The sequence below is a fragment of the Veillonella sp. genome, from assembly GCF_015058545.1.
GTDB lineage: Bacteria > Bacillota > Negativicutes > Veillonellales > Veillonellaceae > Veillonella_A.
Genome location: NZ_SVCB01000044.1, coordinates 1 through 13,546 on the forward strand (window position 1 = coordinate 1; position 13,546 = coordinate 13,546).

The 13,546-nt window shown below is 44.4% G+C and carries 15 protein-coding genes; 4 read left to right on the forward strand and 11 right to left on the reverse strand.

What is annotated here, in order from left to right; translation table 11 throughout:
* From E7204_RS02815 to fapR, 9 genes are all read right to left on the reverse strand, one after another.
* A partial coding sequence (locus tag E7204_RS02815; protein WP_295181351.1) for a beta-ketoacyl synthase N-terminal-like domain-containing protein occupies positions 1 to 360 on the reverse strand: 360 nt, incomplete at its 3' end.
* A gap of 38 nt (positions 361 to 398) precedes the next feature.
* The gene (locus E7204_RS02820; RefSeq protein ID WP_295181353.1) at positions 399 to 1,355 is read right to left on the reverse strand and encodes a nitronate monooxygenase; all 957 of its coding nucleotides are present in this window, start codon (positions 1,353 to 1,355) and stop codon (positions 399 to 401) included.
* 69 nt (positions 1,356 to 1,424) lie between these two features.
* Complete coding sequence (locus E7204_RS02825) at positions 1,425 to 1,661, reverse strand: acyl carrier protein (RefSeq protein ID WP_006554975.1); 237 nt, start codon at positions 1,659 to 1,661, stop codon at positions 1,425 to 1,427.
* A 42-nt stretch (positions 1,662 to 1,703) separates the two neighbouring features.
* Positions 1,704 to 2,447, reverse strand: coding sequence for a 3-oxoacyl-[acyl-carrier-protein] reductase (gene fabG, locus E7204_RS02830; protein ID WP_295181356.1), 744 nt, complete (start codon positions 2,445 to 2,447; stop codon positions 1,704 to 1,706).
* Position 2,448: 1 nt separating this feature from the next.
* On the reverse strand, positions 2,449 to 3,390 hold the full coding sequence (gene fabD / locus E7204_RS02835; protein WP_295181358.1) for an ACP S-malonyltransferase: 942 nt from the start codon (positions 3,388 to 3,390) through the stop codon (positions 2,449 to 2,451).
* Positions 3,391 to 3,407: 17 nt separating this feature from the next.
* Positions 3,408 to 4,352 carry an enoyl-[acyl-carrier-protein] reductase FabK gene (fabK, locus tag E7204_RS02840; protein WP_295181360.1) on the reverse strand — a complete coding sequence of 315 codons (945 nt, stop codon included), beginning with the start codon at positions 4,350 to 4,352 and terminating at the stop codon, positions 3,408 to 3,410.
* 15 nt (positions 4,353 to 4,367) lie between these two features.
* A complete protein-coding gene (locus tag E7204_RS02845) occupies positions 4,368 to 5,363 on the reverse strand; it encodes a beta-ketoacyl-ACP synthase III (RefSeq protein ID WP_295181362.1) in 996 nt (331 codons plus the stop codon).
* On the reverse strand, positions 5,347 to 6,375 hold the full coding sequence (gene plsX / locus E7204_RS02850; RefSeq protein ID WP_127058228.1) for a phosphate acyltransferase PlsX: 1,029 nt from the start codon (positions 6,373 to 6,375) through the stop codon (positions 5,347 to 5,349). Before plsX ends, E7204_RS02845 begins: the two co-directional genes overlap by 17 nt.
* 3 nt (positions 6,376 to 6,378) lie before the next feature.
* Complete coding sequence (gene fapR, locus E7204_RS02855; RefSeq protein ID WP_006554981.1) at positions 6,379 to 6,939, reverse strand: transcription factor FapR; 561 nt, start codon at positions 6,937 to 6,939, stop codon at positions 6,379 to 6,381.
* 268 nt (positions 6,940 to 7,207) lie between these two features.
* On the opposite strand from fapR, the gene E7204_RS02860 reads away from it, so the two are divergent.
* On the forward strand, positions 7,208 to 8,869 hold the full coding sequence (locus tag E7204_RS02860; protein WP_295181365.1) for a DUF438 domain-containing protein: 1,662 nt from the start codon (positions 7,208 to 7,210) through the stop codon (positions 8,867 to 8,869).
* 90 nt (positions 8,870 to 8,959) lie between these two features.
* Here E7204_RS02860 and E7204_RS02865 read toward each other — a convergent pair whose 3' ends face one another.
* The gene (locus tag E7204_RS02865; protein ID WP_295181368.1) at positions 8,960 to 9,511 is read right to left on the reverse strand and encodes a PadR family transcriptional regulator; all 552 of its coding nucleotides are present in this window, start codon (positions 9,509 to 9,511) and stop codon (positions 8,960 to 8,962) included.
* Positions 9,512 to 9,701: 190 nt separating this feature from the next.
* Between E7204_RS02865 and E7204_RS02870 the strand changes: the two genes are divergently transcribed.
* The 3 genes from E7204_RS02870 (at position 9,702) to E7204_RS02880 (ending at position 12,312) form a co-directional block, all read left to right on the forward strand.
* Positions 9,702 to 10,232, forward strand: a complete 531-nt coding sequence (locus tag E7204_RS02870; protein WP_295181370.1) for a phenolic acid decarboxylase — start codon at positions 9,702 to 9,704, stop codon at positions 10,230 to 10,232.
* A 113-nt stretch (positions 10,233 to 10,345) separates the two neighbouring features.
* Entirely contained in the window at positions 10,346 to 11,578 is a 1,233-nt protein-coding gene (locus E7204_RS02875; protein ID WP_295181372.1) for an alpha/beta hydrolase, read from the forward strand.
* A 164-nt stretch (positions 11,579 to 11,742) separates the two neighbouring features.
* Positions 11,743 to 12,312: a DNA glycosylase gene (locus E7204_RS02880; protein WP_295181375.1), complete on the forward strand. Its 570-nt coding sequence runs from the start codon at positions 11,743 to 11,745 to the stop codon at positions 12,310 to 12,312.
* A 194-nt stretch (positions 12,313 to 12,506) separates the two neighbouring features.
* Here the strand turns inward: E7204_RS02880 and E7204_RS02885 are convergent.
* Positions 12,507 to 13,546 (reverse strand): acyl-CoA dehydrogenase family protein (locus E7204_RS02885; RefSeq protein WP_295181374.1); only part of this gene is annotated, 1,040 nt, incomplete at its 5' end.

Here is a 13,546-nt window from a genome sequence, read left to right on the forward strand (position 1 = left end):
AACATAAACATCGTGGATGGAGTCAATCCCGCCGATACCGGTACCAACTACAGTACCACAACGGTCGCGATCTTCTTTATCCAAATCGAGATCGGAATCGCGCAAAGCAAGAACTGCTGCGGCGATTGCAAATTGAGAGGAGCGGTCCATACGACGGGACTCTTTCTTCTCTACACCATACTGCGTAATATCAAAATCCTTAACTTCACCGGCAATGCGGGTAGCATATTCAGAAGCATCAAAATGAGTAATCGGGCCAATCCCAGATTTACCCGCCAATAAAGCTTCATAAAAAGCATCTTTACCGATACCTACAGGCGTTACAGCCCCTAAACCGGTAATAACAACACGTTTTTCCAATTATTTCACCTCACATGTAAACTATGCATTGAAATACATTAATCAATCTGAGATACTTCCGCTAATAAGCGACAGAAAATCTCCTTAACCGGCAAAATCTCATCTACTTTGCGCATATTATTGCCGGAGAATACCAAACCGGTTTCCACATCACCTTGCTGTGCCCGTTCTAAGGCTTTAATCAAGCAAAATTTGTGAGAACAATGCTTTAAGCAACGGTCACATTCAGTTGGTGGCGGTACAGTACCGTCCAATACAGAAGCAGCGAATTTGTTGCGAATCGCCTGCCCCGGCAATCCTACCGGACTCTCTATCAATACAACATCTTCAGGCGCTTTAGCACGTAAATACATTTTCTTAAGCTCATCCGATGCATTGCATTCTTCACTAGCTGCAAAACGACTACCCATTTGTACGCCGTTTGCTCCTAATTTCATCATTTCGACAATGTCTTTCCCGTCGAGAACGCCACCCGCTCCGATTACCGGGATATTTTTAACGGCCTTCAACACCTCCGGTACAATCTCACGAGATGAGCGATTTGTACCTAAATGACCGCCGGCTTCACTGCCTTCTACGATGACAGCGGCCGCACCCAAGCTTTCAGAAATACGAGCCAATTTCCCGGAGGACACAATCGGAACAATAGGAGTGCCCGATTCTTTCCCCATACCAAACATATCACGAGAAAAACCTGCACCGGCTACAACGAGGTCAATACCTTCTTCAATAGCCGTTCGCACTAGGCCAGCAAACTCGGAAGCTGCTACCATTGCATTTATACCAATAATACCCGTAGGTGATAATTTTCGAGCTAATTTAATTTCATAACGTAATTCATCAAATGGCATACCGGAGGCCGCAATTAGACCGATGCCACCTTCATTAGCTACAGCTGCTGCAAGACGAGCCGTAGACAATCTGATTGCCATGCCGCCTTGAATGATTGGCACCTTTGCCACCAGATTTCCGATGCGAAGTTCAGGGAGCTTCACTATAAATTCCTCCTGTTACGTATACCGACTAGGAGGCGTTGCCGCCTCCTACCGGTGCACAAGTAAGTCTTACGCTTCTTTGATAGAATCGATGTATTCTACCGTATCTTTCACTGTTTTAATTTTTTCAGCTACATCATCAGGAATTTCAACATTGAATTCTTCTTCGAAAGCCATGATCAATTCAACGATGTCTAAGGAGTCAGCTCCTAAGTCGTCAATGAATGTAGAATCAATCTTAACTTCAGCTTCGTCAACGCCTAACTGTTCCACAACGATCGCTTTAACTTTATCAAACGTGGTCATTGTGATTTCACCTCCTTTCATTGTTTGCTCTCTATATATTAGCTACATTACCATGCCGCCGTCAACATTAATGACTTGACCCGTAATATAACTCGACATATCGCTGGCTAGGAAAGCAGCTACAGCAGCTACTTCATCCGGCTCTGCCATACGGCCCAACGGAATCGTGTGAACCATGGCATCCTTCACTTTATCAGGTAAAACATCCGTCATGTCGGTGTGAATAAAACCCGGTGCAATCGCATTCACGGTAATACCGCGGGATGCCAATTCTTTAGCACAAGTTTTAGTAAAACCGATTACGCCGGCTTTAGAGGCACTATAGTTAGCCTGGCCTGCATTACCGGTTACACCCACAACCGATGTCATATTAACAATTTTACCGCTGCGCTGTTTCATCATAATTTTGGAAACCGCTTTGGTCATCAGATAAACACCTTTCAAGTTGATGTTGATAACATCATCCCAATCGCTGTCTTTCATACGCATAAGCAAACCGTCACGGGTAATGCCGGCGTTATTTACTAAAATATCGATACGACCGAAAGTTGTGTGTGCTTCGTCAACCATAGCCGCTACTTCTTCGGCATTGCCAACGTTGGCTTTGATTTTAATAGCCTTGCGGCCCATTGCCAAAATAGCATCTACAGTTTCCTGCGCAGCCCCTTCGCTGCCGCTGTAATTAACAACAATGTCGGCACCCTGTTTAGCCATTAACAAAGCAATGGCGCGGCCAATGCCACGAGAGGCACCGGTAACTAAAGCAACTTTATCTGTTAACTGCATTTTATCGAACCCCTTCTAAAAATTCAATAGTTTTCCCTAAGGAATCTACATCTTCTACATTAGCCAATTGCATTTCTTTGTTAATTTTTTTGGTAAAACCGGTCAAAACCTTGCCCGGACCTACTTCTACGAAGTTGCCTACGCCATAATTAATCATGGTAGCTACGCAATCTTCCCAAAGAACAGGATGAGCCGCCTGGATAACGAGGGATTCTTTAATAGCATTCGCATCGGTCAAAATTTCACCGGTTACATTAACTACTACAGGAATCTTAGCATCATTAACAGTTACTTTATCCAATTCGTCTTTCAAACGAGCCGCTGCCGGTTCCATCAAACGACTGTGGAACGGAGCACTTACCGGTAACATTACGGCACGTTTAGCGCCGGCTGCTTTCATTTCTTCAGCAGCTTTTTCTACGGCAGCCGTAGCACCGGCAATTACGATTTGGCCCGGACAGTTGAAGTTAACTGCCTGAACGGAACCGACTTCTTTGTCGATTTTTTCACAAATCGCCACTACTTCTTCACGAGGCAAAGCCAAGATAGCTGCCATGGCACCTTCGCCCAATGGCACAGCATCTTGCATGAACTCACCGCGTTTATGAACGAGGTAAACAGCATCTTTAAAATCAAGTACGTCGGCTGCCACTAAAGCGCTGTATTCGCCCAAGCTGTGACCGCCTACGATATCAGGAGTAAAGCCCTTTTCTTTCAATACTTCATAACAAGCAACGCTGGCTGTTAAAATAGCCGGCTGCGTGTTAGCCGTTTTAACCAATTCTGTATCAGGACCTTCAAAGCAAAGCTTCGTAATAGAGTAGCCCAATGCTTCATCAGCTTCAGCAAAACGCTGTTTTACAATGTCATAGGCATTATATAAATCTTGAAGCATACCTACTTTTTGAGAACCTTGGCCAGGAAATACAAATGCTGTTTTCACTAGTAACGCCTCCTGTATTATTTAATGATTTTTTGTAAGCCGCCGATTACGGTTTCGGTTTCGGCCATAATATCGCGAATGATTGTAGCACATGGTTTTACATCCTGTAACATACCGGAAATCTGCCCAATCATAACGGAACCGTTTTTAACGTCCCCTTCAATAGCCGCTTTGCGAAGTGCACCGGCACCCAAAGCTTCCAATTCTTCTTTAGGAGCACCGCTGAATTCCAATTCCTGGTACTGATGGGATAATAAGTTTTCTAAAATACGAACCGGATGACCTGTCGTAAGACCAGTCATAACGGTGGAGCGGTCTTTTGCCTTTAATACGGCTTCTTTATAATTAGCATGAGCAATACATTCTTCAGATAATACGAAGCGTGTGCCCATCTGTACAGCGCTGGCGCCCAAAGCGAAGGCAGCAGCCGCACCGCGACCGTCAGCAATACCGCCGGCAGCAATAACCGGTACGTTTACAGCGTCAGCAATCTGAGGAATTAAACACATAGTTGTGATTTCCCCTACGTGACCGCCCGATTCGGTACCTTCCGCTACAACCGCATCAATACCGCCGCGCAATAAGCGTTTAGCAAGCAATACGGAAGCTACTACAGGAATAACTTTAGTACCGATTTCTTTTAATGCAGGCACATATGTACTCGGATTACCGGCACCGGTTGTAATAACCGGAACGCGTTCTTCCAACACAACCTGCATAACTTCTTTAACAAACGGCGACATCAACATGATGTTACAGCCGAACGGTTTATTCGTACGTTCTTTTAATTTATGAATTTCGTTACGGAATACATCCGGTGGCATATGTCCGGCACCGATAATACCGAGACCGCCCCCTTCGGACACAGCCGCAGCAAGTTCAGCGGTACCAAGCCAAGCCATACCACCTTGGAATATAGGATACTCAATCCCTAATAAATCGCAAATATCAGTCTTAATCATGATGGTTGTTCCTCCTTAGTACCATTTCATTACCAAGCCGGCCCAAGTAAGCCCGGCTCCAAAGCCGGCAAAGGCGACTGTATGATCTCGTTCTACAAAGCCGGATCTCACGGCTTCATCTAAAGCAATTGCTACCGAGGCGGCTGATGTGTTGCCGTATTTCGGCAAATTAACAAACACTTTTTCCGCCGGCATTTTTAAGCGATGCGCTGCGGAATCAATAATCCGTGTATTGGCCTGGTGAGGAATGAAACGGTCTAAATCTTCTAATTGCAAACCGGATCGGTCTAATGCATTAAGTACTGTACGCCCCATGATTTTGACCGCAAATTTATATACTTCGGCGCCATCCATGTGAACAAAGGTCAAGCCTTCCTCGATACGTTTATCGTTAGGAACCATGGCCGTGCCGCTGGATGGGATGCAAATCGCCATACCGCTGGCTCCATTAGCACCCATATCCATGCCCAACATACCATACCCTTCCGGAACGGCAGATACTACAGCTGCGCCGGCACCATCGCCGAACAAAATGCAAGTACTGCGATCCTTCCAGTTAAGCACACGGGACATTACTTCTACGCCAATTACAAGGACATTCTTAAAGAAATTATTATTTACATAGCTACCCGCTGTAATCAAGCCATATACAAAGCCCGAGCAAGCAGCGCCCAAATCAAAAGCGGCCGCGTTGGTAGCTCCCAAATTGGCTTGTACCAAACAAGCCGTGGAAGGAACTGACATATCACCGGTTAATGTCGCTAAAATGATACAATCAATATCTTCCGCCTTCAAACCGGCTGCATCTAAAGCACGCTTAGCTGCTTCCGTAGCCATATCGGAAGCATTCATGCCTTCCGGTGCAACACGTCGTTCTTCAATGCCGGTGCGTTCACGAATCCATTGGTCATTCGTGTCTACGATTTTTTCCAAATCAGCGTTGGTTACGATATTATCCGGTACAAAACTTCCGGTACCGATGATACCTACCGGTTTAGTCCACATCGTCATATTTGATAGCTCCTTCTTCTTCTATACTGTGTTGAATGTTTTCAATAATCTTACGATCAACTATATCGCCGGCAATTTTAATGGCTGTCAAAATTTCTTTAGCCTTGGAACTGCCATGCGAAATCATGAATACGCCGTTTACACCCAATAATGGTGCGCCGCCGTTTTCCGTATGGTCAAGACGTTTACGAATCTTCTTGAACACCGGATAAATCAGGAATGCTCCCAGTTTGGCTAATATACCGCCATCCTTGATACCTTCCTTAACAAGTTGCGTCATGACCCCTACAAGGCCTTCCGCTAATTTAAGAACTACATTGCCCGTAAAACCGTCACATACAACAACATCAACCGTGCCTTTCGGAATGTCGCGACCTTCCACATTACCTTTAAAGTTAATAGTCTTAAGTTGTTCCAGCAACGGATAGGAACTTAAACACAATTCATTACCCTTAGTAGATTCTTCGCCGATATTCAACAAACCGACGGTAGGGTTTTCATGGCCAAACATAAGTCGTGCATATTCGGAGCCCATAATAGCCCCCTGCACCATATGTTTTGGCTTGCAATTCGCGTTAGCACCCGAATCAAGCATAACGGTAACACCCTGTGGTGTAGGAATCGGCGTGGCAATCATAGGTCGGTCAATCCCCTTGATACGCCCTAAGCCGAACAAAGCTGCCGCTACGGCTGCCCCGGTACTGCCCGGCGCAATGACCGCATCGCATACTTTTTGTTTAACTAAACGCGTAGCGACAATGACCGATGCGTCTTTCTTCTTGCGCACAGCTGTGCCGGGATGTTCATTCATTTCAATTACTTCACTGGCATGGTGAATAATAAGTTGCGGATTTTTTTCCTGCCCGAATTCTTTTAATACTTCATAAATTCGTGCTTCGTCACCCACCAAAACTACTTCAATATTAGGGAAGGCTTTAACCGCATCAATTGCACCACGCACAATTTCAAACGGTGCAAAATCACCACCCATAGCATCTAATGCAATTTTCATATTTTACACCCTATTCTGAATGGGCTCCATTATGAATTTCGCCCGAAAGACTTCCTTAACTTTATCTTTGATTGTGACCCAAATAAAATACTTCTCGCCTCGTTGTCGCATGACCGAGGCTTTGGCCACCAAATTACAATCTGCTTTAACAGGATTCTTATACTTAATGTTGCCGACACCGGCTAATGAAGCAGGGATGCCCAACACAGCCTTGGCTAATGAATCGGCCTGCGCATATAAATACTGAGGCTCCACATAGCCGCTGGAATCGGTCATATCATCCGTTGTCCGCAATATACTCAGACCTTGTTCACCGGCGGTGAGGTCTATGAGCTCGCCCACCACTTCAATGTGGCTGTGATTATTGCCACTTGGCGTCAGTCCGTCTACTCTGGATTTAATGCGTTCCCGCAATTCAGGAATGCCTAACTCCAATCGATCCAAACGAATCGTCGGCACACTGACATTAAAATAGATGGCCAACTCTTCGTCAGTAACGAAGGGCGTAGTATTCAGTTTTTGTTGCAATAACTGTTGTCGCTCTTGTTTTTTTATCCGACTCATGGTACCACCTTTTATGACCAAGTAATAATACTTCGTTACAATTATATGTCACAATGGCCATTTATGCAAGTAAAATTTATGAGCCCTAACAATTTAACAAAAATACGGCGATTATGTAGCCTCAGCTACTGAAAACTATTTTCAACTTCATTATAATAAAAACATGATCATAACTCAACCGTTGGGACCATATATTACAACAAAGTATCCCTATATATATTTTAACTATTAATAGCAGTAATACGCAACCGAAAAAAGGAGAAGAACTATGACATCTATGAAAACAGCCTTAGGCTTAAACAACAGCCAACGCCTCGAAAAAATGATTGAAATCAAAGACAGCTATTTAAGCGGTCAGTTAAGCTTAAAAGAAGCCCGCGCCCTCTTAAAAGATCATATCGGCACCTGCACACCGGATGAATTCGCCTACGGCGAACAACAATTAAAAGGTTCTTATACGGACGAAGAAATCACTCACCGCATGGATGAACTTCTCGAATTATTCGACGGCATCCTTATTCGTGCCGAAAATACCTATCCTGAAAACCATCCGCTCTGGGTGTATATGCAAGAAATTCAAGCAGGCCTCGCCGTTATGGATGAAGTAGATGCCTTATTAAAGGCACCTCATTTTATTAAAAATCCATGGCTCGGTATTTATGATAAATTATCTGAGTGGTCCCGCCATTTATCCCGCAAACAGAATCAATTATATCCGGCCCTCGAAAAATACGGTTTCGACCGCCCTACTAAAATCATGTGGACTTTCGACGACAAAGTACGTGATTTAATCAGCGAAAGCCGCCGCCTCTTACAAGCGGATGAAACAGAAAAATTCTTAGAGCTCCAACCTAAAATGACCGACGCGTTCCGCGATTTGGCCGACAAAGAACAGGAAGTACTCTTGCCGACAGCGTATAAACTGGTAAAAGATGACGAATTCAGCCACATGAGTCGCGGCGACCACGAAATCGGTTTTGCCCTCATTACACCACCTCCGTTCTACGGCAATGCAACCGGCAGTTCGAGCAACTCTAACGGTACCGCTACGGATTTAACGTCCCCGGCCGGCGAGCAGAATTTCATGTCGGAGCTCGCCGCTTTACTCGGCAAATACAATGTAGCCGCTACCCCATCCCCTGAAACGGAACTGGATGTGGCCACCGGTAAATTATCCCTCGAACGCATTAACCTCCTCTTCAAACACATGCCCGTTGACCTTTCCTATGTGGATGAAAACGAACTGGTTAAATTCTACAGCGATACGAAACACCGTATCTTCCCGCGCAGCGCTAATGTTATCGGCCGCGAAGTGCGCAACTGCCATCCCGCAAAAAGCGTTCATTTAGTTGAAGAAATTATTGAAAAATTCCGCTCCGGCGAACAGGACAAAGCGGAATTCTGGATCAATAAACCGGAAGCTTTCATCTACATCCTCTACACAGCCGTACGCGACGAACAAGGCAACTTCAAAGGCGTCCTCGAAATGATGCAAGATTGCACCCGTATTCGCAGCCTTGAAGGTTCCCGCACGCTCTTGACTTGGGATGACGAAGTTCACGGGAATAAAGCGGAAGCCGAGACTGCTGCTACAGACAACGCCACTACAACGGCTACAGACAGCAACACTGCCGATACAAGTTCTGCTGCCGATGTTCAAAACAGTGAAACTTCAGCGGCTAACGGTTCTGAAATTACGGTAAAAGGCATTACCATCACCGGTAATACTCGTCTTTTCGACCTCTTCGACCAGGTTCCGGGCCTTCGTCAGCACATGCCGACGATTAACAGCAATTTTGCCATGCTTAACACCGCCTTTGGCAAAATTATGGCGAAAAAAGCAACCATCGCCAAAGCGGCCGACCGTTCCGGTATGAGCCAAAGCGACTTAATGAATGCTATCGCTCAATTTATTGAAAAACAGGCTTAAAATAGTATTAACTTAAAAATCTATTAAAAAATAAGGAGATTGCAACCGTTATGGATTGTAATCTCCTTATTTTACTTTTGGGTTATAGGCCTATTTTTTAACGGGTAAGCTCTTATACGCCCCACGCAACCAGGTCAAATGATCCTTTTCACGGCAAATAGCCCGCTCCAAAATTAAAGCATGGCCAAAGTGATAGTGTTGCGCTTCTTCCTCACCGAATAAAGCTTGCCAACGAGATTCTAAATAGGCTAATTTTTCTTCATGCCTAAGTATTTCCTCATCAAATAAATCCGCCAATAAGGGATTATCCGCCGAATCCATAAAATACACTTTCATGGCAAATTCGTCCCGTGTAGGTGGCAACGAATTCAACGATTCCCGCAGCCATTCACTGAATATAGCTTTGCCGGATTCAGTAACAGTGTACTTCTTCTTAGTCAACTTACTGCCAACAAGCTCTTCATGACCGGCAATAAATCCTTCCTGCTCCATGCGATTAAGTTCAGGGTATATTTGACTGTGATTAGAATACCAAAAATCACCGATTTCGCCTTCAAAGGCCTTTTTTATATCATAGCCTGCCATGGCTTCTTTAGATAATAAACCTAAAATTACATAGCGCAATGTGTTCTTTTGAGCCATAACTACTCACCTCTTTCAATCTTTCTTTTAGGACCATTACCTAAGGGTCACAACAAATTCTTGACTTTTTATAGTATTAAGTATAACATACTAAGTGTAAATAAACATGTATTTATTTACATGTTATTATTTTAATGTTTAAATACCCCACTACTCACTAAATAATAATTAAAAATTGGAGGATTTTACTATGGAATTCAAAGAATTAGACGACTTTTTAGGCACTCATTTTATTTACACCTATGATAACGGCTGGGAATACGAATGGTATGCCAAAAACGACCACACTGTAGATTATCGTATTCATGGCGGCATGGTAGCCGGTCGCTGGGTAACCGACCAAGCAGCTAATATCGTTAAATTAACGGACGGTGTTTTTAAAATCACCTGGACCGAACCTACCGGCACCGACGTGGCTCTCGATTTTATGCCGAATGAAAAGAAAATGCACGGCACCATCTTCTTCCCTAAATGGGTAGAAGATCATCCGGAAATCACCGTTTGCTATCAGAATGAACACTTAGATTTAATGCACGAGTCCCGTGAAAAATACGAAACCTATCCTAAATTGTTAGTCCCTGAGTTTGCCACCATCACCTACATAGGCAAAGCCGGTCAAAATAACGAAGACGTTATTGCCGAAGCCCCTTTTGAAGGTATGACCGACGATATTCGCGAAGGTCGTTATTTTGACAAAGACTATAAACGTATAAAAAAATAAAAGGCAAGTTTATTTAAAATACAGCCTGCACAAATTTATTTAATATAAATCTATCCAAGATTTTATCTGTCATTTACATTAAATACTATTTAACTCTCTAAAAAGGTGATACTATGAAATTACATGCAAAGGCCTTCCTCGCTGTTTCATTACTGACAACGAGCATTCTATTGACCCCTTTAGGGCAGAATAAGGCCGCTAACAACATTGGAATAAACACGGTACCTTCTATGACAACAAATAATGAAATAAACAATGAATTTATTGCCCCTACCTACCAAGATGTATTGGTAGCCAACGTGCCTATTTTTGATAATAAAACAAAAGACTTGCGCCTCAACATTTACAAACCGCAAAACGTGACCGAGCCGACTCCGGTATTGGTATATATTCACGGCGGCGGTTGGTCTATGGGAACCTATGCCGACCCCGGCACGGCCCCTAATAATGACGCAATTGCCAATACAGCTGCCCAACCGAATTTCATGCGGGTATTAGGTCCACGGCCGGCGGACAACGAGAATGCCAATGCACAAAACGACCTCATGAGCTCCGACAACCGCTCATCCTTAGAAGTGTTTAAAGAAGTAGTGCGTCACGGTATTACCCTCGTATCCATCGATTATCGCCTAAATAGCGAAGCGTACTATCCCGCTCAAATTTATGATGTAAAAGGGGCCATTCGCTTCATCCGAGCTCATGCCGATGAATATGGCATTGACCCTAATCGCATTGCCGTCAGCGGCACGTCTGCCGGTGCTCACTTGGCCGCCTTATTGGGCACCACCAATAACAATCCTTCCTACGAAGGAACTGTCGGCGGTAACACAGCGTACTCCAGTGCCGTATCAGCCGTTATCGACTACTACGGACCAACTGATTTATTGACTATGGCACCGGAAATGAGCACGGCCTTACAATCGCCGGAAGATGCTGCGGAAATTCACGACTCACCGCGCGCCATGGAATCCGTATTACTCGGTTTTAATAAAGATGATCAAGGAGTCGCCCTCTTGCGTCAGCTCTATCAAGCCAACGACCGCCAATCTCCGTATTGGCCATACGTTGAATTGGCTATTCAAGGCAGCCCGGTTCACCAGGTAACACCGCAAACACCGCCTATGTTCATTGCTCACGGCGGCCGGGATACACTCGTACCGATTGCCCAAAGTCATCGCTTGCGTGACGCCCTAACTGCCAACGGCGTGGAAAATCTCTTCATTTCCAACTCCGAAGCACCTCATGGTAACCAAGGTCAACTAGTCAACAAAACCATGATACAATGGATTGTCGATAAATTAAACGCTCAACCAACGACTCAGTCAAACAGTACAAGTAAAAAATAATGTGTTAAATGCAACTACTCCTTCTATAGGCTGTGCTATACTAAATGATAGACAGTCATAAAAGGAGTTGTTTTATTATGCCAACTAAAAAAACTAATCAAACCTTAAATAAAAATACAGCTACTGACACTCTAGCAACCGGCACAGCTCCGGTTGTAGAAAGTATGCCTTTCCCGCCCCTATTGCCGGCTAATGCCACGGTCATGATGATGGGCACATTCCCACCGGCCGCCGACAAGCGAGCCATGCAATTCCACTATCCTAACTTTCAAAACGATATGTGGCGCGTATACGGCATGATTTTCTTTAATGACCCGGGCCATTTCCGCAAAGGCGAAGAAAAAGCCTTTGATGCGGATAAAATTAAAGCATTTTTATCCGAAAGAGGTATCGCCTCCTGCCCTACCGTATGGCAAGCCATTCGCGAGCACGGCAACGCATCGGATGCCTTTTTAAAAGTAGTAAAACCCGTACCCATTGAAGAAGTCTTAGCCAAACTACCAGATTGTAAACATATCGGAACAACCGGCGGCAAAGCGACAGAAGTTTTACTCAGTTTATTGCCCGAAAAAACAAAGCTACCTAAAACCGGCGAAACTATTACTGTCACCTTCGGCACACGCACCGTAACCTTAACACGCTTACCGTCTACTTCACGAGCTTATCCGTTGAGCCTGGCAAAAAAAGCGGCCGCTTACGAAGGATTCTTCAGAGAAATTGGCTTATTAAAATAAAATTTTAAAGAGGCAATACGTGCAGTAATTATCTGTGTTCATCGTCTCTAAAACCAACACATTTTGTCCTATAAACCTAAGTATCAATAAATAATCACATAACCTATCGAAAAACCGAGCAGATTTATCCGCTCGGTTTTGTGTTATACGAAACATATTTTCTTTTCTTCTCTTCATTGCAACCAATCAAACGCTTATCGCAACAACGAGCCACCCACAACCATCAACTGTGCTTCATTGGTGCCTTCATAAATCTGCGTAACCTTAGCATTACGCATTAAACGGGCAACCGGATAATCTTCAGAGAAACCGTAACCGCCGAAAAGCTGTACAGCAGCAGTAGTTACTTCCATAGCAATATCACTGCAGAACTTTTTAGCCATAGAAGCCGAAATTGTATACGGTCTGCCTTCCGCTTTATCTTCAGCCGCATTATGAAGCATCAAATTAGCAGCTTCCACTTTAATCGCCATATCAGCCAATTTGAATTGTGTATTCTGGAATTTGCTGAGCGGTTTGCCAAACTGAACACGTTCCTTCGTATACACAATGGCATGATGTAAGGCAGCTTCCGCAAGGCCCGTTGCTTGCGCAGCTACGCCGATACGACTGCTGTCGAGAGCATACATAGCAATGCGATAACCTTCACCTTCCTTGCCCAATAAATTAGCAGTCGGCACTTTTACATCTTTAAAAGTAAGCCCGGAGCAAGTGGATGTGTGAAGTCCCATCATAGGATCTCGTTTTTCTACAGTAAAACCTGCCATATCCGGCGTTACGATAAACGCGGAAATCCCTTTCGCCCCAGCTTCCGCCTCAGTTTTGGCAAACACGATGTACATACCGGCTTCACCGGAGTTGGTAATATATGTTTTTTCACCATTCAATACATAAACATCGCCGTCTTTGACTGCCATGGTCTGTACGCCCGATGCATCGGTGCCCGCTTCTTTTTCAGTCAGCGCAAAAGCTCCCAAAATTTCACCGGCTACTAAAGGCTTTAAAAACTTTTCTTTTTGTTCATCGGTGCCGTAGCGAGCCAACGGTTCACAGCATAACCCCATGCAAACGGACAAGGTAATAGCGAGGCCATCATCAAATTTAGCAAGCTCCTTAAGAGCCACTATGTAGCTGACATAATCTTCACCTAAGCCGCCGTATTCTTTAGGCCACGCAATTTGTGGCAAACCTAAAGCCATTACCTTATCGACCAATTGACGATCGAAAATTTGCG

Coding starts and splice junctions, on each gene's coding strand:
- E7204_RS02860 (WP_295181365.1), top strand. CDS start 7,208: ATGACATCTATGAAAACAGCCTTAGGCTTAAACAACAGCCAACGCCTC.
- E7204_RS02880 (WP_295181375.1), top strand. CDS start 11,743: ATGCCTTTCCCGCCCCTATTGCCGGCTAATGCCACGGTCATGATGATG.
- E7204_RS02825 (WP_006554975.1), bottom strand. CDS start 1,661: ATGACCACGTTTGATAAAGTTAAAGCGATCGTTGTGGAACAGTTAGGC.
- E7204_RS02845 (WP_295181362.1), bottom strand. CDS start 5,363: ATGACGATGTGGACTAAACCGGTAGGTATCATCGGTACCGGAAGTTTT.
- plsX (WP_127058228.1), bottom strand. CDS start 6,375: ATGAAAATTGCATTAGATGCTATGGGTGGTGATTTTGCACCGTTTGAA.
- E7204_RS02865 (WP_295181368.1), bottom strand. CDS start 9,511: ATGGCTCAAAAGAACACATTGCGCTATGTAATTTTAGGTTTATTATCT.
- E7204_RS02875 (WP_295181372.1), top strand. CDS start 10,346: ATGAAATTACATGCAAAGGCCTTCCTCGCTGTTTCATTACTGACAACG.
- E7204_RS02870 (WP_295181370.1), top strand. CDS start 9,702: ATGGAATTCAAAGAATTAGACGACTTTTTAGGCACTCATTTTATTTAC.
- fabK (WP_295181360.1), bottom strand. CDS start 4,352: ATGATTAAGACTGATATTTGCGATTTATTAGGGATTGAGTATCCTATA.
- fabG (WP_295181356.1), bottom strand. CDS start 2,447: ATGCAGTTAACAGATAAAGTTGCTTTAGTTACCGGTGCCTCTCGTGGC.
- fapR (WP_006554981.1), bottom strand. CDS start 6,939: ATGAGTCGGATAAAAAAACAAGAGCGACAACAGTTATTGCAACAAAAA.